Consider the following 23,331-nt stretch of genomic DNA (forward strand, 5'->3'; position numbering starts at 1 on the left):
CGAACAAGCACAACCATCATGACCCAACTCGCACAAGCCCTGCATTCCGTACGCGACAGCCTGGCCGCTGCGGCACAGGCCGCTGGCCGCCAACCGGCCGAGGTAACCCTGCTTGCCGTCAGCAAGACCTTTCCGGCTGACGCCATCCGCGCAGTATACGCAGCTGGCCAGCGGGCATTCGGCGAGAACTACGTGCAGGAACTGGCGGGCAAGGCGGCGGAGCTGGCCGACCTGGCTATTGAATGGCATTTCATCGGCCCCTTGCAATCCAACAAGACCCGCCAGGTGGCCGAAGTGGCGCACTGGGTGCATTCGATAGATCGCCTGAAAGTGGCCGAGCGGCTGTCGGCGCAGCGTCCAGCAGGCATGCCGCCGCTGAATGTCTGTGTGCAGGTGAATGTCTCCGGCGAGGACAGCAAGAGCGGCTGTGCACTGGAGGAGGCGCCGGCGTTGCTGCGCGCCGTGGCCGCACTGCCCAATCTGCGCCTGCGTGGGCTGATGTGCATTCCGGAACCCACGCCGGATGCCGCGCTGTTGGCCGCGCGCTTCGGCGTATTACGCCAGCTGCAACAGCAGATGGCAGCCGAGGGCATGCAGCTGGATACGCTGTCCATGGGCATGTCGGCCGACATGCCGCAGGCAGTGGCTGCCGGTAGCACCATGGTGCGGGTGGGAACCGCTATTTTTGGCTCCCGCCACTATCCGGCCTGAGCTATCATCGACAGATCAATAGCTGTATACAATCTACAAAGGGGATAAAAATGCAGATTACCTTCATCGGCGGCGGCAATATGGCAGCGGCCATCATCGGCGGCCTGGCGAGCAGCGGCGAACATCACATTCGCGTGGTGGAGCTGCACGAAGAGAAGCGCACGCAGCTGCAGCAGCAGTTTGGCGTACAGCCGCTGGCGGAGCTGCCGGCACAGTTTGCGGCCAACGATGTGATCGTGCTGGCGGTGAAACCGCAGGCACTGCGCGAGGTTTGCCTGGCGCTGGCGCCGAAGCTGGGTGGCGCGCTGGTGGTATCGATCGCCGCCGGCATCCGTGCCGATGCGCTGGCGCGCTGGCTGGGCAGCGAACGTATCGTGCGCGTGATGCCCAACACCCCAGCCATGGTCGGCAAGGGCGTGTCCGGCCTGTATGCCGCGGCCAACGTGGGTGAGGCCGACCGTGCCGCCGCCACCAGCATCATGCAGGCGGTGGGTACCACTACCTGGCTCGCGCAGGAAAGCGGTATCGACGATATCACCTGCGTGTCCGGCAGCGGCCCGGCCTACGTGTTCTATTTCATCGAAAGCATGATCGAGGCTGCAGAGCAGTCCGGCTTCAGCCCTGAAGAAGCGCGCCGCCTGGTGCTGGCCACCTTCGATGGCGCGGTGGAGCTGGCCCGCCAGAGCCCGCTACCGGTGGCAACCTTGCGCCAGAACGTGATGTCCAAGGGCGGTACCACCGAGCGCGCCATCTTCCGCTTCGAGGCGGAAGGTGTTAAACAGGCCATCATCGCCGGCGCGATGGATTGCCGCGCCCGCTCGGTGGAAATGGGCGAAGAACTTTCCAAGGACTGATGCATGCTGTTTCTGGAAACCCTGACGTTTCTTATCCGCACTGTGGGCGGGCTGTTCGTGCTGGTGCTGCTGCTGCGTTTCTACCTGCAGCTGGCGCGGGCGCCGCACAAGCACCCGTTCAACCAGTTCGTGATGGCGGTCACCAATTTCATGGTGCTGCCATTGCGGCGACGGATCCCAGCCTGGCATGGCTACGACAGCGCCTCGCTGCTGTCGGCGCTGCTGGTGCAGTTGCTGCTGCTGGCACTGGTGCTGCTGCTCAACCCGCTGCTGCCCTACAACTTTGCCAGCCCGCAAACCTGGTTCGGCCTGCTGCTGCTGGCGGTGCTGGAGCTGTTCCGCCAGTCGCTGAACCTGCTGACCGGCGCCATCATCGTGCAGGCCGTGCTTAGCTGGGTAAGCCCGTACAACGCGCTGACACCGATGCTGGATGCGCTTACCCGCCCGTTCCTGAAACCGTTCCGTGCGGCCAACATTGCCGGGGTGGACCTGTCGCCGCTGATCGTGCTGCTGATCATCCAGGTGATCCAGATGTTGCCGCTGCGGCTGCTGGAACAACTGTTCCTGACCCAGTTGCAGCTGGCGGTATAAGCCGGGGTGGAGGCCATATCATGAACAGGATGCTGATTGTTGCCCTGCTGGGCGCCCTGCTGCCGCTGCCGGCAGCCGCCAGCCTGGCGCTGGCGCAAAAACACAGCTGCATGGCCTGCCATGCCCTGGACAAGCCGCTGGTCGGGCCACCCTTCCGCACGGTTGCCAGAACCTATGCCGGCAAGCAGGGCGCGGAAGCGCGCCTGATACAGAAAGTGCGCAACGGTGGCAGCGGCGCGTGGGGCAAGCTGCCGATGCCGCCGAACCCGCAAGTGGGAGATGCCGACCTGCGGGCGCTGGTAAAGTGGATACTGGCGCTGCCACCCCAGCCGGCGCAGCCATGACATGCCTTGTCGCATGGTCTGCGCCTCGCCAGGCTGGCTTGAGCTTTATGCGGAATCGCACTATACAAATAGATGATTCCCTCAGTAACCGTTACCGCTGTTGCACTTTCCCTATGCCGTCGGTAATCTTCCACGCCTGTTTGCCAAAACTCTTAATAGCTGGAAGCTCAAATCATGGCCAAGCTGACTGAACAAGACATCCTCAACTGGTCCGGCGACGACTACATGAACGCCGACCACCTTGAGTTCTTCAAGGAGCGCCTGCTGCAGATGCAGCAAGAGCTGTTGGGCAACGCCAATGCCACGGCCAGCCATCTGCAAGAGCAGGAGGCCACGCCGGATCCGGCTGACCGCGCCACGCTGGAAGAAGAGTACGCTCTGGAACTGCGCACCCGCGACCGCGAGCGCAAGCTGCTGCAGAAAATCCAGTCCACCCTGCGTCTGATCGATGACGGTTCCTACGGCTACTGCGAAGACACCGGCGAACCGATCGGCCTCAAGCGTCTGCTGGCCCGCCCGACCGCTACCCTGTCGGTGGAGGCTCAGGAGCGCCGCGAACGCATGAAGCGTCAGTACGCCGACTAAGCTGCAAGCTTGTCTGCCATCCAGGGCACCCCGCGGGGTGCCCTGTTTTTATCGACAAAGCTCTTCCGCATCCAGGAAGGGCTTTGTGCTGTAACACATGAAGGCTGCCGATTCGGTCACCAGACCGGGGCCGGTAGCACCAGCACCAGTTGCCGGTCTGCAGCCTGGCCACCCCGCGGGGTGGCCTTTTGTTTGCCGTCAAACGCTTGGCACAGCGGGCTCAAGCAGGTAATGTTGCTATGCAAAGAGATAGCCAGACAGGCAAGGAAAACAAATCATGCACCGCCAGACCGATGACGTACGAATCCGCGATATCAAGGAACTGCTGCCGCCGATCGCCCACCTGTACGAGCTGCCGATCAACGAGCAGGCCGCCGAACTGATCTACCACACCCGCCGCAACATCGCGCGCCTGCTGCGCAGCGAAGACGACCGTCTGCTGGTGGTGATCGGCCCCTGTTCCATTCATGACCCGGCTGCTGCCGAGGAGTACGCCCGCCGCCTGCTGCCGCTGCGCGAAAAATACGCCGGCGAGCTGGAAGTGGTAATGCGCGTGTACTTTGAAAAGCCGCGTACCACCGTGGGCTGGAAGGGTCTGATCAACGATCCGCACCTGGACGAGTCCTACGACATCAATGCCGGTCTGCGCATCGGTCGTCGCCTGCTGCTGAACCTGAACAGCATGGGCATGCCGGCCGCTACCGAATTCCTCGACATGATTACCCCGCAGTACCTGGCCGACCTGATCAGCTGGGGTGCCATCGGCGCGCGTACCACCGAATCGCAGGTGCACCGCGAGCTGGCATCCGGCCTGTCCTGCCCGGTGGGCTTCAAGAACGGCACCGACGGCAACCTGAAGATCGCCGTGGACGCCATCCGCTCCGCCAGCGTATCGCACCATTTCCTGTCGGTGACCAAGACCGGCCACTCCGCCATCGTGGAAACCGGTGGCAACCCGGACTGCCACGTGATCCTGCGTGGTGGCAAGGAGCCGAACTACGAAGAGCGCTTCGTGAAGGCCGCCGCTGGTGAACTGGCCGCCGTCGGCCTGGCGCAGAAGCTGATGGTGGACTTCAGCCACGCCAACAGCCGCAAGGACTACAAGCGCCAGATGGAAGTGTGTCAGGACGTAGCCAGTCAGATGGCTGCCGGCGATACCCATATCTTCGGCGTGATGGTGGAAAGCCACCTGGTGGAAGGCCGCCAGGACCTGAAACCGGGCTGCGCGCTGACCTACGGCCAGAGCATCACCGATGCCTGCATCGGCTGGGACGATACCGAGTCGCTGCTGGTTACCCTGGCTGACGCGGTGAAGGCGCGTCGCAGCAAGTTCGGCACTGCCGGCAAGTAAGCCAGGAGCGGTAACAGTAAAACAGCCCGCGCATTTGCGCGGGCTGTTTTATTTGCATCCCGGCTAGCCGCACGTGAGCATTTGCGGCCAACCGGATCGGTGATTCAGTCCTTGCCGTCCAGCAGATTGCCCAGCCCTCCCAGTACCGAGCCCTGCTCGCTGCTGCCGCCTCCGGCGCGCGGGCTGGCGGCCACGATGCGGTCTGCCAGGCGCGATAGCGGCAGCGACTGCAGCCACACCCGGCCTGGGCCGGTTAGGCGGGCAAAAAACACCCCCTCGCCGCTGAACAGCGCGGTTTTCACCTTGCCCACGTATTCGATGTCGAAATCCACGCTGGGCTGGTAGGCCACCACGCAGCCGGTATCCACCCGCAGCGTTTCGCCCGGCTGCAGCTGGCGGCTGGTCAGCGTGCCGCCGGCATGCAGGAACACATAGCCGTCGCCCTCCAGCTTCTGCATGATGAAGCCTTCGCCGCCGAACAGGCCGGCGCCGATTTTCTTCTGGAATGCCAGCCCCAGGCTCACGCCCTTGGCGCCAGCCAGAAAACTGTCCTTCTGCGCATACAGCATGCCGCCCAGCTCCAGCAGGTGCACCGGCACGATCTTGCCCGGATAGCTGGCGGCAAACGCCACCTTGCGTTTCTGGCTGCTCTGGTTAAGGAACACCGTGGTGAACAGCGATTCGCCGGTGATCAGCCGTTTGCCGGCGCCCAGCAGCTTGCCGAACAGCCCGCCTTCGCTGGCGGAGCCGTCACCGAACACCGTGTCCATGCTCACGCCGTCTTCCATGTAGTACATGGCGCCGGCCTCGCCCACCGCGGCCTCGCCCGGGTCCAGTTCCACCTCCACGTATTGCATGTCGTCGCCGTGGATTTCGTAGTCGATCACATCCATTGCCATTGCAGCTTCCTTTCAGTGCAGTACGGGTTGTCGCGCGCCATCGCGGGCGGAGGGAGTCGGCTCAGGAGCCGGCCTTGTCGTCATCCGGCGGTGTTTTCGGCGGTCGCAGCAGCATGATCCACAGGTGCAGCACGATGCCGGCAAGCGGCACCAGCGCCAGGATGATGACAAACACCCATTCCAGGGGAGTAAACAGTTCGCTCATGTCGGCAGTGTACGCAAGCCAGACAACAGGGCCAAGCCGATCGTTATCTCCCTGTAAGTGACAAATGAAATACATCTTCCCTACAATGTTTCGATGCAAAACCATCTGCCATTCCTTCCTGCCGCCCTGCGCGGCCAACTACAGCGCTGGTGGCCGGAGCCGCTGCTGATCAGCCGCCGCGAACGCATGCTGGTGGCGCTGGCATCATTGCTGGCCATTGCCGTTACCGGGCTGTTCACTCATGCGCTCTTGGGCCCGGAGCCCATGCTGGTGGCGTCGATGGGCGCAGCGGCGGTGCTGCTGTATGCGCTGCCCAGCAGCCCGCTGGCACAGCCATGGCCGCTGGTGGGCGGCCACCTGGTATCGGCCAGTGTCGGCGTGCTGTGTGCGCACTTTGTGGCGCAGCCGGCACTGGCTGCCGGCCTGGCGGTGGGGCTGGCGATCTTTGCCATGATCGTGCTGCGCTGCCTGCATCCACCGGGCGGCGCCATTGCGCTAAATGCGGTGATCGGCGGGCCGGCGGTGCACGCCATGGGCTTTGGCTTTGTCTGGCTGGTGAGCTGCAACGCCCTGCTGATGCTGCTGCTGGCGTTGGGCCTGAATCGCTACCTGCTGCGCCGCCCCTATCCGCGCCCGTTGCCGGCACCGAATCGCCACCTGGTCAGCGACCCGACACCGCTGGCACGCATGGGCATCCGTGATGATGACGTCAACGCTGCGTTGGCTGGTTTCGACCACCTGCTGGACATCAGCCGCGATGACCTGGAGCAGGTGCTGACCCTGGCCGAGATGCACGCCTACCGTCGCCGGCTGGGCGATGTGCGCTGCCGTGACTTCATGACCCGCGATGTGGTGAGTCTGGCGCCGGATGCCAGCCTGCAGGACGCCTGGCGTCTGCTGCGCCGTCACAAGGTACGTGCGCTGCCAGTGGTGGGTGAATTCGGCCAGGTGCTGGGCATGGTGTCGCTGGTGGACTTCCTCAAGCGGCTGGACGGCACGCCGGAAGGTCTGCGCGAGCGCCTGGCGCGGCTGCTGGGTGGCCGTGGCGCCGGCAACCGCGTAGCGGCGATCATGAGCAGCCCGGCGATCAGCGTGCGGGAAGACCTGCATCTGGTGGAACTGGTGCCGCTGTTCGCCGAACGCGGCCTGCACCATGTGCCAGTGCTGGCCACCGATGGCACGCTGGTCGGCATGATCAGCCAGTCAGACCTGATCGCCGCGCTGTTCCGCGACCGGCTGCATGGCGGGGATGCCCGCTAGGGCGGAAGCCCGGCGCCACCGGGCGTTCCGCCAGCGCGTGTTTACATAATGGCGGAACGCCCGCTTTGCGGCCTTCCGCCCTACCCCTCATGGCGCCGAACCATGTGGCCAACGTTGGCCGCAGGCAACAAAAAACGCCACTCCGCGGAGTGGCGTTTTGCATTGGCAAGTCGTGATTACTTCACGATCTGTGCCAGCTGGCCTTTCATGTACAGATTGGCCATGGCATCCAGGCTTACCGGCTTGATCTTGCTGGCCATGCCGGCGGCGCCGAAGGCTTCGTAACGCGCCAGCACGATGTCGCGCATCGCGTCGGTAGATACCTTCAGGTATTTGCGCGGGTCGAATTCTTTCGGGTTCTGCGCCAGGAAGCGGCGGATGGCGCCGGTGGAGGCCAGGCGCAGGTCGGTGTCGATGTTCACCTTGCGCACGCCGTGCTTGATGCCTTCCACGATCTCTTCCACCGGCACGCCGTAGGTCTCGCCCAGGTCGCCGCCGAATTCGTTGATGATCTGCAGCCATTCCTGCGGCACGCTGGAGGAGCCGTGCATCACCAGGTGGGTGTTGGGGATGCGGGCGTGGATTTCCTTGATGCGGTCGATACGCAGCACGTCGCCGGTGGGCTTCTTGGTGAACTTGTAAGCGCCGTGGCTGGTGCCGATGGCGATGGCCAGCGCGTCCACGCCGGTGTCTTTCACGAAGCGGGCGGCTTCTTCCGGGTCGGTCAGCAGCTGGCTGTGATCCAGCACGCCTTCGGCACCCACGCCGTCTTCCTCGCCGGCCATGCCGGTTTCCAGGCTACCCAGGCAGCCGATCTCGCCTTCCACCGACACGCCGCAGGCGTGGGCGAAGTTCACCACGGTGCGGGTAACGTCCACGTTGTAGTCGTAGTCGGCCGGGGTCTTGCCGTCGCTCTTCAGCGAGCCGTCCATCATCACCGAGGAGAAGCCCAGCTGGATGGAGCGCTGGCACACGTCCGGGCTGGTGCCGTGATCCTGGTGCATCACCACCGGGATATGCGGAAATTCTTCCACCGCCGCCAGGATCAGGTGGCGCAGGAACGGCGCGCCGGCGTATTTGCGGGCGCCGGCGGAAGCTTGCACGATCACCGGAGCATCCACCTTGTCGGCGGCTTCCATGATGGCGCGCATCTGCTCCAGGTTGTTCACGTTGAAGGCCGGCAGGCCGTAGCTGAATTCTGCTGCATGATCCAGCAGCTGACGCATCGAAACGAGTGCCATGGTGTGTGTCTCCAGTAGTTGAATGCTGTCGCGCCAGCCGTGGCTGGCGCGGGAAAAGGGGTTGGCCGCGGGCCGTTCAGACCAGGCTCAGGCGTGGCTGACGGTGCTCAGCGCCACGCCGGCCGCCATGAAGGAGCCGCCGGCAAAACGGTTCATCAGGCGCTGGCGCAGCGGGCTGGTGATCCAGTGCTTGAGCTTGGCGCCGCCGAAGGCGTACACCACTTGCCAGCTGCTTTCGATCACGTAGAAGGTGCTGGCCAGCACCAGCAGCTGCGGCAGCTGCGGCGCATCGGCACGCATGAACTGCGGGAACAGCGCGGCAAAGAATACGAAGGCCTTCGGGTTGCTCATCGCCACCAGGAAACCGCTGCGAAAGCGCTGCCAGGCACTGACGCCGGCTGCGCTGTCGTCATCGCTGCCCATGCGCTCGTTTACCGGCGCGCGCCAGGCCTGGTAGCCCAGCCACACCAGGTAGCCGGCGCCGGCGTACTTGACGATGGAAAACAGCAGTTCGGAGGCTGCCAGCAACGCGCCCAGGCCGGCGGCGGAGCCCGCCATGATCAAGCCCAGCGCCAGCAGCAGCCCGGCCATGGTCGGCAGCGCGCCACGCAGGCCGAAGCGGATGCCGTGGCTCATCGCCAGCAGCATGTTGGGGCCGGGGGTGGCGGACACGAAAAACACCGTCACCACGAAGATCAGCCAGGTATTGAATGCCATGCTCGCAGCTCCTTGAAAACTGTCTTGCCGAGTCTAGGCTCAGGGCCTGTACCCGGCAAGTTACACGCGGTTGATACCGCCAGCTTGCGGCCAGGGTTGGCCGCAAGCATCAGGGTTACGCTCAGGCGCGCTCGGCCAGAATCGCCACCGCCGGCAGCTCCTTGCCTTCCAGGAACTCCAGGAAAGCACCACCACCGGTGGAGATGTAGCTGATGTCGTCGGTGAGGCCGAACTTGGCGATGGCCGCCAGGGTGTCGCCACCGCCGGCAATCGAGAACGCCGGCGACTTGGCGATGGCTTCGCCCAGCACGCGAGTGCCGTCGCTGAACTGCGCGAACTCGAACACGCCCACCGGGCCGTTCCACACCACGGTGCCGGCCTTGGCCACGATCTGGGCCAGCTCGGCGGCGGATTGCGGGCCGATGTCCAGGATCATGTCGTTGGCGGTCACCTCGGCCACGTTCTTCAGCGTGGCGGCGGCGGTTTCGGCGAACTCGCCGGCACACACCACGTCGCTCGGCAGCGGCACATTGCCACCACGGGCGCGGATCTTGGCGATGACTTTCTTCGCCTCTTCCACCAGGTCGGCCTCGGCCAGCGATTTGCCGATGGTCTTGCCTTCAGCCAGCAGGAAGGTGTTGGCGATACCGCCGCCCACGATCAGCTGATCCACCTTGTCGGCCAGCGCCTCCAGGATGGTGAGCTTGGTGGACACCTTGGAGCCGGCAACAATCGCCACCAGCGGGCGGGCCGGTGCCTGCAGCGCCTTGCCCAGCGCTTCCAGCTCGGCAGCCAGCAGCACGCCGGCGCAGGCTACCGGGGCGAACTTGGCCACGGCATGGGTGGAAGCTTCGGCGCGGTGCGCGGTGCCGAAAGCATCGTTGACGAAGATGTCGCACAGGCTGGCGTAGGCACGGCCCAGCTCTTCGTTGTTCTTTTTCTCGCCCTTGTTCAGGCGCACGTTTTCCAGCATCACCACGTCACCTGCGGCCAACTGCAGGCCAGCCTGCCAGTTGTCGGACACGGTAACGGCCTTGCCCAGCAGCTCGGACAGGCGGGCGGCAACCGGTGCCAGGCTGTCTTCCGGCTTCGGCTCGCCTTCGGTGGGGCGGCCCAGGTGGGTCATCAGGATCACGCTGGCGCCGGCCTTGAGGCAGTGCTCGATGGACGGCAGGCTGGCACGGATGCGGGTGTCGTCGCCGATCACGCCATTTTTTACCGGCACGTTCATGTCCACACGGATCAGTACGCGCTTGCCGGCCAGGGCCAGGTCGGTGAGTTTCTTGAATTGCATGTTTTCTCCTCAGCTGGGCAGGGCGGGCTTGGGCCCGCCATAGTCATTGTGCCGCTGCCGGCAAGCCGGACAGCGGCAAATGGGTAATTGGCGTGGGCCGCAAGCGGCCCACCCTACCAGGCTGGCGCCAACCCGCAGGTTGGCCGCATCAGTCCCGGTTTACTTCGCCTCGAACATTGCCTTGGCGGTTTTCAGCATCTGCTGGCAGAAGCCCCACTCGTTGTCGTACCAGGCCAGCACCTTCACCATATTGCCGCCGGTGACCTTGGTCAGGGTGGCGTCGAAGATGGAGCCTTCGGTGCTGTGGTTGAAGTCGCTGGATACCAGCGGCAGGGTGTTGTAGCCCAGGGTGCCCTTCATGCTGCCTTCGGACGCCTTCAGCACGATCTCGTTGATCTCGTCCTTGGTGGTGTCGCGCATGGCGGTGAAGGTGAGGTCTACCAGCGATACGTTGATGGTCGGCACGCGTACCGAGAAGCCATCCAGACGGCCCTTCAGCTCCGGCAGCACCAGGCCCACCGCCTTGGCGGCGCCGGTCTTGGTCGGGATCAGGTTGTCGGTGGCGGAACGGGCGCGGCGCAGGTCCTTGTGACGCACGTCGGTCAGCACCTGGTCGTTGGTGAAGGCGTGAATGGTGGTCATCAGGCCCTTCTTGATGCCGATGGCGTCGTTCAGCGCCTTGGCCACCGGGGCCAGGCAGTTGGTGGTGCAGGATGCGTTGGACACCACGGTCATGTCGGCGCGCAGCACGTCGTGGTTCACGCCGTACACGATGGTGGCGTCAACATCGTCACCACCCGGAGCGGAGATCAGCACCTTCTTGGCGCCGGCGTTCAGGTGCGCCTGGCACTTTTCCTTGGTGGTGAACGAGCCGGTACATTCCAGCACCAGGTCCACCTGCAGCTTGTCCCACGGCAGTTCGGCCGGGTTGCGGGTGGAGAAGAACGGAATCACGTCGCCGTTGACGATCAGGTTGTGCTCGTCGTGGCTCACGTCGGCGTCGAAACGGCCGTGCACGGTGTCGAACTTGGTCAGGTGCGCATTGGTGGCCAGGTCGCCGGAGGCGTTCACTGCCACGATCTGGAAATCGTTGCCCAGCTTGTATTCGTAGATGGAACGCAGTGCCTGGCGGCCGATACGGCCGTAGCCGTTGATCGCGATACGGATGGTCATGTTTTCTCTCCCAAGAAAAATGTCTGAAGCTGGAAAGTGCCCATGTCTGCCGGCTATAGCCGATCTGGTGGCACATAGAAATGAAGCGGCCGCCCATCGCGTACGGGGGCGGCCTGGGTGTTATGCGCGGATCACGCCCTTGGTCTTGGCAACCACGTTTTCCACGGTAAAGCCGAATTCCTTGAACAGCACGCCGGCCGGGGCGGATTCGCCGAAGTGGTCGATGCCGACCACGTCGCCTTCCAGACCCACATACTTGCGCCAGCCATCGGTCACGCCGGCTTCGATCGCCACGCGCGGCACGCCTGCCGGCAGCACGGAGGCGATGTAGGCCTTGTCCTGCTGGTCGAAGGCGCGGGTGCAAGGCATGGACACCACGCGTACGGCGATGCCTTCGGCAGCCAGCGCTTCCTGCGCTTTCAGTGCCAGTTCCACTTCCGAGCCGGTGGCGATCAGCACCGCCTGCGGGCCCTCCGCATCGCGCAGTACGTAACCACCCTTCTTCACGCCTTCGATCTGCGCGGCGTCACGGCTGACGAACGGCAGGTTCTGGCGGCTGAAGATCAGGCAGGACGGGTGATCCTTGGCGGCCAGCGCCTCGGCCCAGGCCACCATGGATTCCACGGTGTCGCACGGGCGCCATACTGCCATGTTGGGGATCAGGCGCAGGGTGGCGATCTGCTCCACCGGCTGGTGGGTGGGGCCGTCTTCGCCCAGACCGATGGAGTCGTGGGTGAACACGAAGATCGGGTTGATCTTCATCAGCGCCGCCATGCGCAGGGCATTGCGCGCGTATTCGCTGAACATCAGGAAGGTGGCGCCGAACGGCTTCACGCCGCCATGCAGCGCCAGGCCGTTGATGATGGCGGCCATGCCGAATTCGCGCACGCCGTAGTGCACGTAGTTACCGCCGGCTTCCGGGGTAACCGCTACCGAACCCGGCCAGTTGGTGAGGTTGGACGGGGTGAGGTCGGCGGAGCCGCCCAGCAGTTCCGGCAGTACCTCGGCAAAGGCGGCGATGGCGTTCTGCGAAGCCTTGCGGGTGGCGATGGTTTCACCCTTGTCGTTGGCCGCAGCGATCTTGGCGGCTACGTGCGCATCCCAGCCGGCCGGCAATTCGCCTGCCATGCGGCGGGTGAACTCGGCAGCCAGTTCCGGGTAGGCGGCGGCGTAGTCGGCGAACAGCTTGTCCCAGGCGGCTTGCAGACCGGCGCCCTTGGCGCGGCAGTCCCAGGCTTCCTGGATGTGCTGCGGCACCACGAACGGCTCGTAGGCCCATTGCAGGTTGGCGCGCGCGGCGGCGATTTCGGCGCTGCCCAGCGGTGCGCCGTGTACATCGTGGCCGCCCTGCTTGTTCGGCGCACCCTTGCCGATCACGGTCTTGCAGCAGATCAGGGTCGGGCGGTCGCTGCTCTTCTTGGCGGTGTCGATGGCGGTCTGGATTTCTTCCGCGTCGTGGCCGTCCACGTTGCGGATTACCTGCCAGCCGTAGGCTTCGAAGCGCGCCGGGGTATCGTCGGTGAACCAGCCGTCCACATCGCCGTCGATGGAGATGCCGTTATCGTCGTAGAACGCGATCAGCTTGGATAGGCCCCAGGTGCCGGCCAGCGAGCAGGCTTCGTGGCTGATGCCTTCCATCAGACAGCCATCGCCCATGAAGGCGTAGGTGTAGTGATCCACTACCGGGAAGCCGTCACGGTTGAACTCGGCGGCCAGGATCTTTTCTGCCAGCGCCATGCCTACCGCATTGGTGATGCCCTGGCCCAGCGGGCCGGTGGTGGTTTCCACGCCCGGTGCGTAGCCGTATTCCGGGTGACCCGGGGTCTTGCTGTGCAGCTGGCGGAAGTTCTTGAGGTCTTCGATCGACAGGTCGTAGCCGGTGAGGTGCAGCAGGCTGTACAGCAGCATCGAGCCATGGCCGTTGGACAGCACGAAGCGGTCGCGGTTGGCCCAGTCCGGATGGGCGGGGTTGTGTTTCAGATGATCGCGCCACAATACTTCAGCGATATCCGCCATGCCCATCGGGGCGCCGGGGTGACCGGATTTTGCCTTTTCCACGGCGTCCATGGACAGGAAACGCACGGCATTGGCTAGCTCGGTTCGGGTGACCATTCGGGGAAAACCTCAATTTGTAGGGAACCGGAACAACGGCGACCTGTCGCTGGTGACGACGACCTAACCGTTGCGAAATCATGGAATTATCGCTGATTTTGCCGCAGCGCGGCAACCTGGCTAACCCGCGCCGCTACTGGCTTTGCGGCGTAATAAAATTACCTTGCCGCCACATGTCGTTGCGGCAGTACCGAAACGGAGTATTTGCGTGATTCCAGCCCCGCCTTCCCATGCCTTTGCCCCGCGCCGCGTTCCCCTTGCCCATGGCTGGCAATGGGTGCTGCAGGCCTTTCGCCTGGTGCGCGAGCAGCCGCTGACCTGGGTACTGTTCGCCAGCAGCTACCTGCTGCTGCACATCGTGCTGGGCATGCTGCCGGCCATCGGCCAGCTGCTGGCCATCATGCTGGCGCCGGTGTTTGCCGGTAGTTTCGTGCTAGCGGCACAGCGCGCCGACCGCGGCGATACCTTGCGCCCCGGTGATGTGCTGGCCGGCTTTCAGGAATTCGCCCGCCCGCTGATCGGGCTGGGGCTGAGCTATTTCGGCCTGCTGGTGCTGACCATGCTGCTGCTGATGCTGGCATTGATGGCGATGCTGGGTGGCATGCACGATCCGGAAAAAATGCAGGCACTGCCGCTGGGCAAGCAGCTGGTGGGCATGTTGCTGATGGGGGGCGGCCTGTTCGTGGCCTCGCTGCTGTACTGGTTTGCGCCGGCGGCCGTGGTGCTGGCCGGTTTCGACCCGCTGCGCGCCATGCGCCGCAGTCTGGCCGGCGGCCTGCTCAACTGGCAGGCGGTGCTGCTGTGCGGCGTGGTGCTGGCGGTGCTGCTGTTCATCGCCCTGCTGCCGGCCGGGCTGGGCCTGCTGCTGTGGCTGCCGGTGATGTTCGTTACCGTCTACACCGCCTGGCAGGATGTGTTCGGCGACGGGCTGCCGCAGCGCTGAAGGCCTGGGTGGCCGGTGTTCGCCGGTGGCTCCGTGCTTGGCTGCCACTATCCGGGCAGGCGCTGCCGTGCCAACTACACTGGTGAGATACCGCCTCGCTGTTTTTGCCTGGTGTCGATAGCGGTTCGGGCTTGGCATGAACCAGGCCAGTGGCCTGGAAGGGGTGAACATGCACAAGCGCCTACTGTTTTTGTGCTTTGGCTGGCTGATGCTGTATCAGCTGGCGGCAGCAGAAACCTTGCTGGTGGCACAGGAGGATGCCGACAACCGGCCATTCGAATACCTGGCCGAAGATGGCAGCCTCATCGGTTTCCATACCGACATTGTGCGGGCGGTATGCAAGCAGCTGGGCTGGGAGGTCAGATTCGTGCGGCTACCGTGGAAGCGGGTGCAGGCGATGCTGGCCAATGGCGACGTTGATGCAGTGACCTATATGGGCAAAACCCCGGAGCGGCAGCAATATGCGTTGTTTCTGGAGGACAACCTGCTGACGGTGCAGCACATGGCCTTGTTTGTCCGCATCAAGGATGCGAAGCGTATCCGCTATCAACCGCCGGTAACGACCATGATGCAGGCCTGGCGCTTTGGTGCGCCTGCCGACTATTTCCTGGGCGAGGAGCTCGACGACGCGCTGCGTAGCGGTGTCTCAGTCGACCGGACTGCCAAAACGACAACCCAGCTGTTGCGGATGCTGGTGATAAACCGCATTGATGTGGCAATAGGTGGCATCCGCTCACTGCAAATGTCGGCGCCGGAAGAGCCGGCATTGCTGCGCCAGATCGTGCGGCTGGAGGGCGCGCGGTTTGACGGCAGCCCAGTATACATTGCCTTCCGCAACCAGGGAGAGGGCCCGCGTCAGGCCAGTGAATTCGCTGCGGCCTTCGTGAACTGGCGCAAGGGCAATGCCTACCGTGAGCTGGTTACCCGCTATGAGATGTGGGACTGGATGCCGGGGGATTATCGCGACCGGAAGCGCGCAGGTGCCGGCGTGGCCTCAGAGCCGGCCCGCCCTTGATGGCTGCCGGCTTGCGGCCAACCGTCGCTGCTTAATCGCGGCGCATGTCCAGGTGCGGGATGCCGCCGTCGTCGTAGGGCGCCGATACCGGGCGGAAGCCGAAGCTTTCGTAGAAACCCTGGCGATCGGCCTGTGCCGACAGCATGATGGCGCGGCCTGGGAACAGCATCTGGCACTGGCTTACCGCCTGTTGCAGCAGCGGCTTGGCCAGACCGCTGCCGCGCAGCGGTTGCGGAATCACCACCCGGCCGATGGCGCTGGCATCCGGGTATTTCACGCCGGGGGCGATCAGCCGGGCGTAGGCCAGCAGCTGGCCCTGCGCGTCGCGGCCGGACAGGTGCCAGCAGTCCAGGTCCACACCGTCGATATCGCCGTATAGCGATTGCTGCTCCAGTACGAACACCCGGTCGCGCAGTTGCAGCACTTCATACAGCGCCTGTGCGGTGAAATCGCCAAAACCGTGGCATTGCCACCGTACTTGAATTGCCATAGTACAATCCTCGAACTCTCACATTTCGTGATCCGAACATACCACGGCGTGCGCCCTGCATGCCGGCCGCGACTTCCCTGCATATGAGCCACAACGACCTGTTTGACGTGCCCGACGTATCCGAGCCGCCGCCGCCGGCCCCGCCCGCGGCCAACCTTGCCGTGGACGACGGCAGCATTCCGCTCGACCTGTACGCCGAGCGCGCCTACCTCGAGTACGCGATGAGCGTGGTGAAGGGCCGCGCGCTGCCGGAGGTGGCCGACGGCCAGAAGCCGGTGCAGCGCCGCATCCTGTACGCCATGCGCGACATGGGCCTGACCCACGGCGCCAAGCCGGTGAAATCCGCCCGCGTGGTGGGCGAGATCCTGGGTAAATACCACCCGCACGGTGACAGCTCGGCCTACGAGGCGCTGGTGCGCATGGCGCAGGATTTCACCCTGCGCTACCCGCTGATCGACGGTCAGGGCAACTTCGGCAGCCGCGATGGCGACGGTGCGGCGGCGATGCGTTACACCGAAGCGCGGCTGACCCCGATTGCCGAGCTGCTGCTGTCCGAGATCGACATGGGCACCGTTGACTTCGTGCCCAACTACGACGGCGCCTTCGACGAGCCGGCACTGCTGCCGGCACGCCTGCCGATGGTGCTGCTCAACGGCGCCTCCGGCATTGCCGTGGGCATGGCCACCGAGATTCCGCCGCACAACCTGAAGGAAGTGGCCTCCGCCGCGCTGGCGCTGCTGGCCAATCCGGATCTCACCACTGCCGAGCTGATGCAGCATGTGCCGGGGCCGGATTTCCCCGGTGGCGGCCAGATCATCACCCCGGCCGAGGACATCCAGGCTGCCTATGAGCTTGGCCGCGGCAGCGTGCGCGTGCGCGCCAAGTGGGAAGTGGAAAAGCTGGCGCGCGGCCAGTGGCGGGTGATCGTGTCCGAGCTGCCGCCCGGCTCCAGCGCGCAGAAGGTGCTGGCCGAGATCGAGGAGGCCACCAACCCGAAGGTGAAATCCGGCAAGAAGGCGCTGACCCAGGAGCAACAGAACCTGAAGAGCCTGATGCTGTCGCTCCTGGACCGCGTGCGCGACGAATCCGACAGCGAGCAGCCGGTGCGGCTGGTGTTCGAACCCAAATCCAGCCGCCAGGACCCGGACGAGTTCATGAACATCCTGCTGGCGCAGACCAGCCTGGAAGGCAATGCCTCGCTCAACCTGGTGATGATAGGCATGGACGGCCGTCCGGCGCAGAAGGGGCTGAAGAGCATCCTTGCCGAGTGGCTGCAGTTCCGCCAGCACACCATCACCCGCCGGTTGAACTACCGCCTGGGCCAGGTGGACAAGCGCATCCACATCCTGGAAGGGCGCATGATCGCCTTCATCCATATCGATGAAGTGATCCGCGTGATCCGCGAGTCGGACGAGCCCAAGCCGGAGCTGATGAAGGCCTTCGGCCTCACCGAGATCCAGGCCGAGGACATCCTGGAAATCCGCCTGCGGCAACTGGCGCGGCTGGAAGGCTTCAAGCTGGAGAAGGAGCTGTCCGAGCTGCGCGAAGAGCGCGACCGCCTGCGCTACCTGCTGGCCAGCGAGGCCGCGTTGCGCGGCAAGATGGCCGAGGAAATCCGCGAGGATGCGGCCAAGTACGGCGATGCGCGCCGCAGCGAGATGAAACCGGCCGAGCGCGCGGTGCTCACCCAGACCGTGGCCGATGAGCCGGTGACGGTGATCCTGTCGCAGAAGGGCTGGATCCGCGCCCGCGTCGGCCACAACCTGGACCTGTCCGCCTTGAGCTTCAAGGATGGCGATGCGCTGCACACGGTGGTGGAAACCCGCACCGTGTGGTCGCTGATCGTGCTGGACAGCAAGGGCCGCGCCTACACCATCGACCCGGCCGACGTGCCTACCGGCCGTGGCGACGGCGTGCCGGTGGCCAGCCTGGTGGAGCTGCAGGACGGCGCCAAGCCGGCGCAGATGATCTCCGGCAAGGATGAGGAGCGCTTCATCGTCGGTGGTAGCGGCGGCTACGGCTTCATCGCCAAGATTGCCGACATGGCCGGGCGGGTGAAGGCCGGCAAGGCCTTCCTCACCCTGGACGATGGCGAAGCGGTGCTGGCGCCGGTGAAGGCAGCGGCCAAGCTTGACGGCCTGCGGCTGGTGGTAGCCAGCGACGGCGGCCGCCTGCTGGCCTTCCCGGCCAGCGAGCTGAAGGAGCTGGCCAAGGGCCGCGGCCTGATGCTGCTGGCGCTGGACGACGGCGAGGCGGTAACCGCCTTCGGCCTGGTGGCCGGCGAGCGCGCGCTGCTGGCCACTACCTCGGTGCGCGGCAAGCTGGCGGACGAGAAACTGCCGCTGGCCGAGTTCGACGGCAAGCGCGGCCGCAAGGGCAAGCTGCTGCCGAAGAAGTGGACCATTACCGCCATCCGCGATCTGGAATAAACCATGCAAACGCCGGTAGCGCCGCCGTTGTCCACCACCCGGGTGCTGCATTATTTCAACCTGTTCCGGCTGGTGAGCGTGGCGGTGCTGCTGATCATGACGCAGTGGGCATCGCCGATGCTGGTGCCAAGCCGCGGGCTGGGCGGCTGGGTATGGCTGTATGCCGGGCTGATCACCTTTGCCGTGCTGCTGCCACGCTTGCGTCTGCCGCTTACCTGGGCGCTGACGCTGACGCTGTGCGGCGACATCCTGCTGCTGGTGACCTTCATGCAGCACTACGGCGGGGTGCAGAGCGGCTTCGGCATGCTGCTGCTGCCGTTCCTGGCCGTGGCCGGCATGCTGGTGTCGCCGCGCATCGCCGCCTTCTATGCCGCACTGGCGACGCTGGCGGTATTCGGCAGTGTGCTGTGGTCTGCTGGTGGCGTGTTGCCGGCGCGCGAATTGTTCCAGGCCGCCATGCTGGCCACCGCCGGCTTCGTCACCGCCGCGGTGACCTCGCTGCTGGGTAGCAAGGCACGAGCCTCCGAACAACTGGCCGCAGCGCGCAGCAGCGAGCTGGCCAGCCTCAACCGGCTGAATGCGCTGGTGCTGCAGGCACTGCGCGAGGCGGTGGTAGTGCTGGATGAAAGCGGGCAGGTACAGCACTTCAACAGCCGTGCCGAGCGCGTGTTCGGCCGCGTACAGCGCGCCGCCACCCTGCCGGAGCTGGAGCCGGTGCTGCGCCGCTGGCGGCAGCAGGGCTGCCCTGCACATGCGCAGACGCTGGACATGAACGTGCGCGGCCAACAGCTGCTGGGTCGCATGCTGCCGCTGGCGGTGGGCGAGGTGCGGCTGGTGGTGATCTTTCTGCAGAACGTGGCCGATCTGGCTGCCGAGGCGCAGCGTATCAAGCTCACCGCGCTGGGCCGGCTTACCGCCAATATCGCCCATGAAATCCGCAACCCGCTGGCCGCCATCAGCCAGGCGGCCGAACTGCTGGGCGAAGATGCGGCGGACGAAGGTAGCCGCCGGCTGGCGGCGATGGTGCATGCCAACAGCCGGCGCATCAACCACCTGGTGGAAGAGGTGCTGCAACTGAACCGCCGCGACAGGGTCAAGCCGGAGCAGATCGCGCTGCGCCCGTTCCTGCTGGCACTGGTGGACAACTTCCTGCTGGCCAACCCGTCGGCTGTCGGCGGCATCGCCACCCGCATCCCGCAGGACCTGCCTGTCCGCTTTGATCGCGGCCATTTGCAGCAGATTCTCACCAATCTGGTCAGCAACGGCTGGCGTTACAGTAGCCAGGCGCCGGGTGCGGTCAGCATCGAGGTGGATGCCGAATCCATTCGCGTGCGTGACGACGGTCCCGGCGTGGACGAGCAGGCGCAGAGCCGGCTGTTCGAACCGTTCTACACTACCGAAAGCACCGGCACCGGCCTCGGGCTGTACATCGCCCGCGAGCTGGCCGAGGCCAACGGTGCCGAACTCAATTACCAGGGGCCGGGTGGCTGTTTCGTGCTGACCCTGCCCAAACAGGCCTGATACCGGCCGCAGCCAGAAAGCAAGCCATGAGCCGAGTACTGATTGTTGATGACGAGCCGGATATCCGCGAGCTGCTGGCGCTGACGCTGGGCAAGATGGGCTTGAGCGTGGATACCGTCGGCACGGTGGCCGATGCCAGAAGCCGGCTGGCGGCCAGCCATTACGATCTGGCGCTTACCGATATGCGGCTGCCGGACGGCGAGGGCATCCAGGTGGTGCAGTACATCGCCGAAAGCGGGCTGGACGTGCCGGTGGCGGTGATTACCGCCTACGGCAGCACCGAGAACGCGGTGGCGGCGATGAAGGCCGGCGCCTTCGATTACCTGGCCAAACCGCTGAGCCTTGCCTCCCTGCGCTCGCTGGTGAAATCGGCGCTGGGGGTGCACGAGGCCAGCGCGGCCACCCCGCTGCCGGGGGCCCGCCTGCAGGGAGAATCGCCGGCAATGCAGGAGGTGCAACGCCTGATCGCCAAGCTAGCGCGCAGCCAGGCGGCGGTATGCATCAGCGGGGAATCCGGCACCGGCAAGGAACAGGCGGCGCGCAGCATCCACGAACTGGGGCCGCGTGCCGACAAGCCGTTCGTGGCGGTGAACTGCGGTGCGATACCGGAAACGCTGGTGGAAAGCGAATTCTTCGGCAGCAAGAAGGGCGCCTTCACCGGCGCCGACGCCGACCGCGAAGGCTTCTTCCAGCAGGCGCATGGCGGCACGCTGTTCCTGGATGAAGTGGCCGACCTGCCGCTGGCGATGCAGGTAAAGCTGCTGCGGGCGATCCAGGAAAAAACCGTGCGCCGGCTGGGCGCGGCGCAGGAAGAAGCGGTGGATGTGCGCATCCTGTCTGCCAGCCACAAGAACCTGGCGCAACTGGTGGCCGATGGCGCTTTCCGCCAGGACTTGTACTATCGGCTGAACGTGATCAGCCTGGCCATGCCGGCGCTGCGCGAACTGCGCGAAGACCTGCCGCGCTTCATCGGTGCCCTGCTGGAGCGTTTTGCCGGCAGCGAGCGGCCGCGGTTGAGCCCGGAGGCGGTACAGGCGCTGCTGGGCTATCACTACCCCGGCAATTTCCGCGAGCTGGAGAACATCCTGGAACGGGCCGTGGCGTTGTGCAGCGATGGCATGATCGAGCCGGTAGACCTGCAACTGCGCGCGGTGGAGCCGGCCCAGGCGGCTGGCAGCGTGCCGTCCGCCAGTGAAACCCTGCAGGACTATCTGGACCGGGTGGAGCGCAGCGCCATCGAGGCGGCGCTGACGCAAAGCGGCGGCAACCGCACCCAGGCGGCCAAGCTGCTGGGGGTGAGCTTCCGCTCGCTGCGCTACCGGCTGGAACGATTGGGGATGAAGGAAGGCTGAGGCTGATGGTGCACATGTAGCCCGGATAAGCGCAGCGCATCCGGGAGCGCCTGCCGCATCTCCCCGGATGCGCTGCACTTATCCGGGCTACGGGGTGATGCGGCCAAGGTCTGCTTACACCGTGAAGCGCGCCACTGCCTGGCGCAGTTGCTGTGCCAGTGCGGTCATCTCGCAGGCGGCCAGCGAGGCGTCGCGGGCCTTGTGGTGGTTCTGGTCGGCCTGCTGCGCCACCCGCTCCACGTTGTGGGCGATATCCATGCTGGCGGTGCTCTGCTCACGCAGCGCATCGGAGATGCCCACTACCGCCTGCTCCACCTGGCGCGCACCGTCGCGGATGTCCTGCAGGCTGTCGCCGGCTTCGCTGGCGGCTTTCACGCCGCTTTCCACCTGCAGTGCCGCGCAGTTCATGCTTTCCACCGCCAGCTGCGCCTCGCTCTGGATGCGGCTGACAATGCCGGTGATCTCCTGCGTGGACTGGGTGGTGCGCTCGGCCAGCTGGCGCACTTCATCGGCTACCACCGAGAAGCCGCGGCCCATTTCGCCGGCGCGGGCGGCCTCGATGGCGGCGTTCAGCGCCAGCAGGTTGGTCTGGTCGGCAATGTCGCGGATCACGGTGACCACGCGGCTGATCTGCTCCGAACGTTCGCCCAGCTGGGTCACGGTCTGGGCGGTGTCACCGGAGGCGGCGGCGATTTCGCGCATGGTCTCTACCGTGCGGCCAACAATCACTTCGCCACTGCGCGATACCTGGTCGGACTGCACTGCCAGTTCTCGCGCACTGCCGGCATGCTGGCTGACCTGGCTGATGCTGTGGGTCATCTCTTCCACGCAGGCGGCCATGGCGGAAACAGCCGCGCTCTGCTCGCTGGAGCTCTGCGCCACGTCATCGGCCAGCTGCGACACGTTCTGCGCATTGCGGCCCAGACCGGATACCCCCTGGTTCACTTCGCTGATCAGCTGGCGCAATTCCTGGCACATGTGGTTGCTGGCGGCCAGCACCTTGCCGATTTCGTCGTGGCGATCCACTTCGATTTCCGCGGTCAGGTCGCCGGCGGCGATGCGGTCGGTTACCGCCACCAGCCGAGCCAGCGGCTGGCTTACCCAGTAGCGCATGGCGAAGTGCACGATCAGCAGCAGTGCGGCCAGCACCAGCAGTGCGCCCAGCAGCATTTTCAGCTGCATTTCATGCGGCTCGCGCACCAGCTCGTCCTGGTAGGCGCCGGTGGCTACCATCCAGCCCCAGCGCGGGTAGCTCTGGAATGCCGCCAGCTTGCGGCGTGGTTCGCTGGCGCCCGGGTCCAGCCACAGGTAGCTGACCTGGCCATTGCCCTGCTGCAGCATGTTGCGGATGAACGGCTTGCCGTCGGCATCGGTCTTGTCCAGCAGGTTCTTGCCGGCTGCCGACGGGTGGATCAGCAGCTCGCCCGGGCGCAGTTTGGCGTCCACCACGTAGACGTAGCCAGTGTCGCCAATCTTGATCGACAGGATTTTCTGTTTCAGTGCCTGCAGGCCGTCGGTGCTGTCGATGCCGACGAACAGCGCGCCCACCACCTGGCCGGTGTCATCGCTGAGCGGCTGGTAGTGTGTCATGTAGTCGCGGCCGAACAGCTGTGCCGGGCCGGTATAGGGCTGCCCCTGCGACAGCAGCTGGTAGGCAGGGTGATCATGCGCCAGCGTGGTGCCGGTGGCGCGCAGGCCGCTTTCTTTTTTCAGCGAGGAGCTGATGCGCAGGAAGTCGCTACCCTGCTTGACGAAGACGGTGGCCACATTGCCGGTGGCCTGCTGGTAGTTGTCCACCAGGGTGTTGTTGTCGTTCAGCTGCTGGCTGCCGGCGTACAGTGCCGGGGTGGCGCCGGAGGCATCCACCCGCAGCGGCCGTGGCAGCGTGGTGGCCAGCAAGGCGGTGCTTTGTCGGGCGTTGTTTTCCAGCACCCGGGCATAGGCGTCGATGGTGTCCACTACTTGCTGGTTGGTGGTCTGCATGTTGGCGATGGCGCGGTTTTCGATGCGATCGCCCAGCCAGTTGCCCAGCAGCAGGGTGGCGAGGCCGAGAACCAGCAGCAGGGCGATGCTCAGCAGCAGGCCGAGCTTCTGTGCCAGGGAGAGTGAGTGGTGTGTGGTGGTAGGCATGGGGTCAGTGGTGGGTTGGTACTGCAGGGTGGATTTATATAAAACTATATTGAGAATAAATCTCTTTACATTATGTAAATGCAATCTTATAGACATGGCATGTCAGGCATGTTG

Annotated in this window: 21 protein-coding genes; 12 read left to right on the forward strand and 9 right to left on the reverse strand. The window is 64.9% G+C overall.

What is annotated here, in order from left to right:
• Positions 1-18 precede the first annotated feature (18 nt).
• The 6 genes from ACFOKJ_RS14965 (at position 19) to aroG (ending at position 4,436) form a co-directional block, all read left to right on the forward strand.
• On the forward strand, positions 19-711 hold the full coding sequence (locus ACFOKJ_RS14965; RefSeq protein WP_390281038.1) for a YggS family pyridoxal phosphate-dependent enzyme: 693 nt from the start codon (positions 19-21) through the stop codon (positions 709-711).
• Between the two features lie 50 nt (positions 712-761).
• Entirely contained in the window at positions 762-1,565 is an 804-nt protein-coding gene (gene proC, locus ACFOKJ_RS14970) for a pyrroline-5-carboxylate reductase (RefSeq protein WP_390281040.1), read from the forward strand.
• A gap of 3 nt (positions 1,566-1,568) precedes the next feature.
• Positions 1,569-2,156 carry a YggT family protein gene (locus ACFOKJ_RS14975; protein ID WP_390281042.1) on the forward strand — a complete coding sequence of 196 codons (588 nt, stop codon included), beginning with the start codon at positions 1,569-1,571 and terminating at the stop codon, positions 2,154-2,156.
• Positions 2,157-2,176: 20 nt separating this feature from the next.
• Positions 2,177-2,500 (forward strand): c-type cytochrome, encoded by a 324-nt coding sequence (locus tag ACFOKJ_RS14980; RefSeq protein ID WP_390281044.1) that lies wholly within the window; start codon positions 2,177-2,179, stop codon positions 2,498-2,500.
• A gap of 174 nt (positions 2,501-2,674) precedes the next feature.
• Positions 2,675-3,085 (forward strand): RNA polymerase-binding protein DksA, encoded by a 411-nt coding sequence (gene dksA / locus ACFOKJ_RS14985; RefSeq protein WP_390281046.1) that lies wholly within the window; start codon positions 2,675-2,677, stop codon positions 3,083-3,085.
• Positions 3,086-3,362: 277 nt separating this feature from the next.
• Entirely contained in the window at positions 3,363-4,436 is a 1,074-nt protein-coding gene (gene aroG / locus ACFOKJ_RS14990) for a 3-deoxy-7-phosphoheptulonate synthase AroG (protein WP_390281048.1), read from the forward strand.
• Positions 4,437-4,540: 104 nt separating this feature from the next.
• Here aroG and ACFOKJ_RS14995 read toward each other — a convergent pair whose 3' ends face one another.
• Both ACFOKJ_RS14995 and ACFOKJ_RS15000 read right to left on the reverse strand, forming a co-directional pair.
• The gene (locus ACFOKJ_RS14995) at positions 4,541-5,335 is read right to left on the reverse strand and encodes a TIGR00266 family protein (RefSeq protein WP_390281050.1); all 795 of its coding nucleotides are present in this window, start codon (positions 5,333-5,335) and stop codon (positions 4,541-4,543) included.
• Between the two features lie 61 nt (positions 5,336-5,396).
• Positions 5,397-5,540 (reverse strand): hypothetical protein, encoded by a 144-nt coding sequence (locus ACFOKJ_RS15000; RefSeq protein ID WP_390281051.1) that lies wholly within the window; start codon positions 5,538-5,540, stop codon positions 5,397-5,399.
• A 93-nt stretch (positions 5,541-5,633) separates the two neighbouring features.
• Between ACFOKJ_RS15000 and ACFOKJ_RS15005 the strand changes: the two genes are divergently transcribed.
• The gene (locus ACFOKJ_RS15005) at positions 5,634-6,800 is read left to right on the forward strand and encodes an HPP family protein (RefSeq protein WP_390281053.1); all 1,167 of its coding nucleotides are present in this window, start codon (positions 5,634-5,636) and stop codon (positions 6,798-6,800) included.
• Positions 6,801-6,976: 176 nt separating this feature from the next.
• On the opposite strand, the gene fba is transcribed toward ACFOKJ_RS15005, so the two are convergent.
• The 5 genes from fba to tkt form a co-directional block, all read right to left on the reverse strand.
• Complete coding sequence (fba, locus tag ACFOKJ_RS15010) at positions 6,977-8,041, reverse strand: class II fructose-bisphosphate aldolase (protein WP_390281055.1); 1,065 nt, start codon at positions 8,039-8,041, stop codon at positions 6,977-6,979.
• Between the two features lie 87 nt (positions 8,042-8,128).
• Positions 8,129-8,758, reverse strand: a complete 630-nt coding sequence (locus tag ACFOKJ_RS15015; RefSeq protein WP_390281057.1) for a LysE family translocator — start codon at positions 8,756-8,758, stop codon at positions 8,129-8,131.
• A gap of 121 nt (positions 8,759-8,879) precedes the next feature.
• Positions 8,880-10,052, reverse strand: coding sequence for a phosphoglycerate kinase (locus ACFOKJ_RS15020; RefSeq protein ID WP_390281059.1), 1,173 nt, complete (start codon positions 10,050-10,052; stop codon positions 8,880-8,882).
• Positions 10,053-10,211: 159 nt separating this feature from the next.
• A complete protein-coding gene (gap, locus tag ACFOKJ_RS15025; RefSeq protein WP_390281061.1) occupies positions 10,212-11,225 on the reverse strand; it encodes a type I glyceraldehyde-3-phosphate dehydrogenase in 1,014 nt (337 codons plus the stop codon).
• Positions 11,226-11,345: 120 nt separating this feature from the next.
• Positions 11,346-13,337 (reverse strand): transketolase, encoded by a 1,992-nt coding sequence (tkt, locus tag ACFOKJ_RS15030; RefSeq protein WP_390281063.1) that lies wholly within the window; start codon positions 13,335-13,337, stop codon positions 11,346-11,348.
• A 208-nt stretch (positions 13,338-13,545) separates the two neighbouring features.
• Between tkt and ACFOKJ_RS15035 the strand changes: the two genes are divergently transcribed.
• A complete protein-coding gene (locus tag ACFOKJ_RS15035; RefSeq protein WP_390281065.1) occupies positions 13,546-14,280 on the forward strand; it encodes a BPSS1780 family membrane protein in 735 nt (244 codons plus the stop codon).
• 208 nt (positions 14,281-14,488) lie between these two features.
• The gene (locus ACFOKJ_RS15040; RefSeq protein ID WP_390281067.1) at positions 14,489-15,295 is read left to right on the forward strand and encodes a substrate-binding periplasmic protein; all 807 of its coding nucleotides are present in this window, start codon (positions 14,489-14,491) and stop codon (positions 15,293-15,295) included.
• Between the two features lie 31 nt (positions 15,296-15,326).
• Here ACFOKJ_RS15040 and ACFOKJ_RS15045 read toward each other — a convergent pair whose 3' ends face one another.
• On the reverse strand, positions 15,327-15,785 hold the full coding sequence (locus ACFOKJ_RS15045) for a GNAT family N-acetyltransferase (protein ID WP_390281069.1): 459 nt from the start codon (positions 15,783-15,785) through the stop codon (positions 15,327-15,329).
• A gap of 83 nt (positions 15,786-15,868) precedes the next feature.
• Between ACFOKJ_RS15045 and parC the strand changes: the two genes are divergently transcribed.
• Genes parC through ACFOKJ_RS15060 form a run of 3 tightly spaced genes read left to right on the forward strand, consistent with a single transcriptional unit; the run spans position 15,869 to position 21,087 of the window.
• The gene (gene parC, locus ACFOKJ_RS15050; protein ID WP_390281071.1) at positions 15,869-18,214 is read left to right on the forward strand and encodes a DNA topoisomerase IV subunit A; all 2,346 of its coding nucleotides are present in this window, start codon (positions 15,869-15,871) and stop codon (positions 18,212-18,214) included.
• Between the two features lie 3 nt (positions 18,215-18,217).
• The gene (locus ACFOKJ_RS15055) at positions 18,218-19,735 is read left to right on the forward strand and encodes a two-component system sensor histidine kinase NtrB (protein WP_390281073.1); all 1,518 of its coding nucleotides are present in this window, start codon (positions 18,218-18,220) and stop codon (positions 19,733-19,735) included.
• A gap of 26 nt (positions 19,736-19,761) precedes the next feature.
• The gene (locus ACFOKJ_RS15060) at positions 19,762-21,087 is read left to right on the forward strand and encodes a sigma-54-dependent transcriptional regulator (protein WP_390281075.1); all 1,326 of its coding nucleotides are present in this window, start codon (positions 19,762-19,764) and stop codon (positions 21,085-21,087) included.
• Between the two features lie 114 nt (positions 21,088-21,201).
• Here ACFOKJ_RS15060 and ACFOKJ_RS15065 read toward each other — a convergent pair whose 3' ends face one another.
• Positions 21,202-23,217: a methyl-accepting chemotaxis protein gene (locus ACFOKJ_RS15065; RefSeq protein WP_390281077.1), complete on the reverse strand. Its 2,016-nt coding sequence runs from the start codon at positions 23,215-23,217 to the stop codon at positions 21,202-21,204.
• Positions 23,218-23,331 lie beyond the last annotated feature (114 nt).

The sequence above is a fragment of the Vogesella amnigena genome, assembly GCF_042648905.1.
Lineage (GTDB): Bacteria > Pseudomonadota > Gammaproteobacteria > Burkholderiales > Chromobacteriaceae > Vogesella > Vogesella amnigena.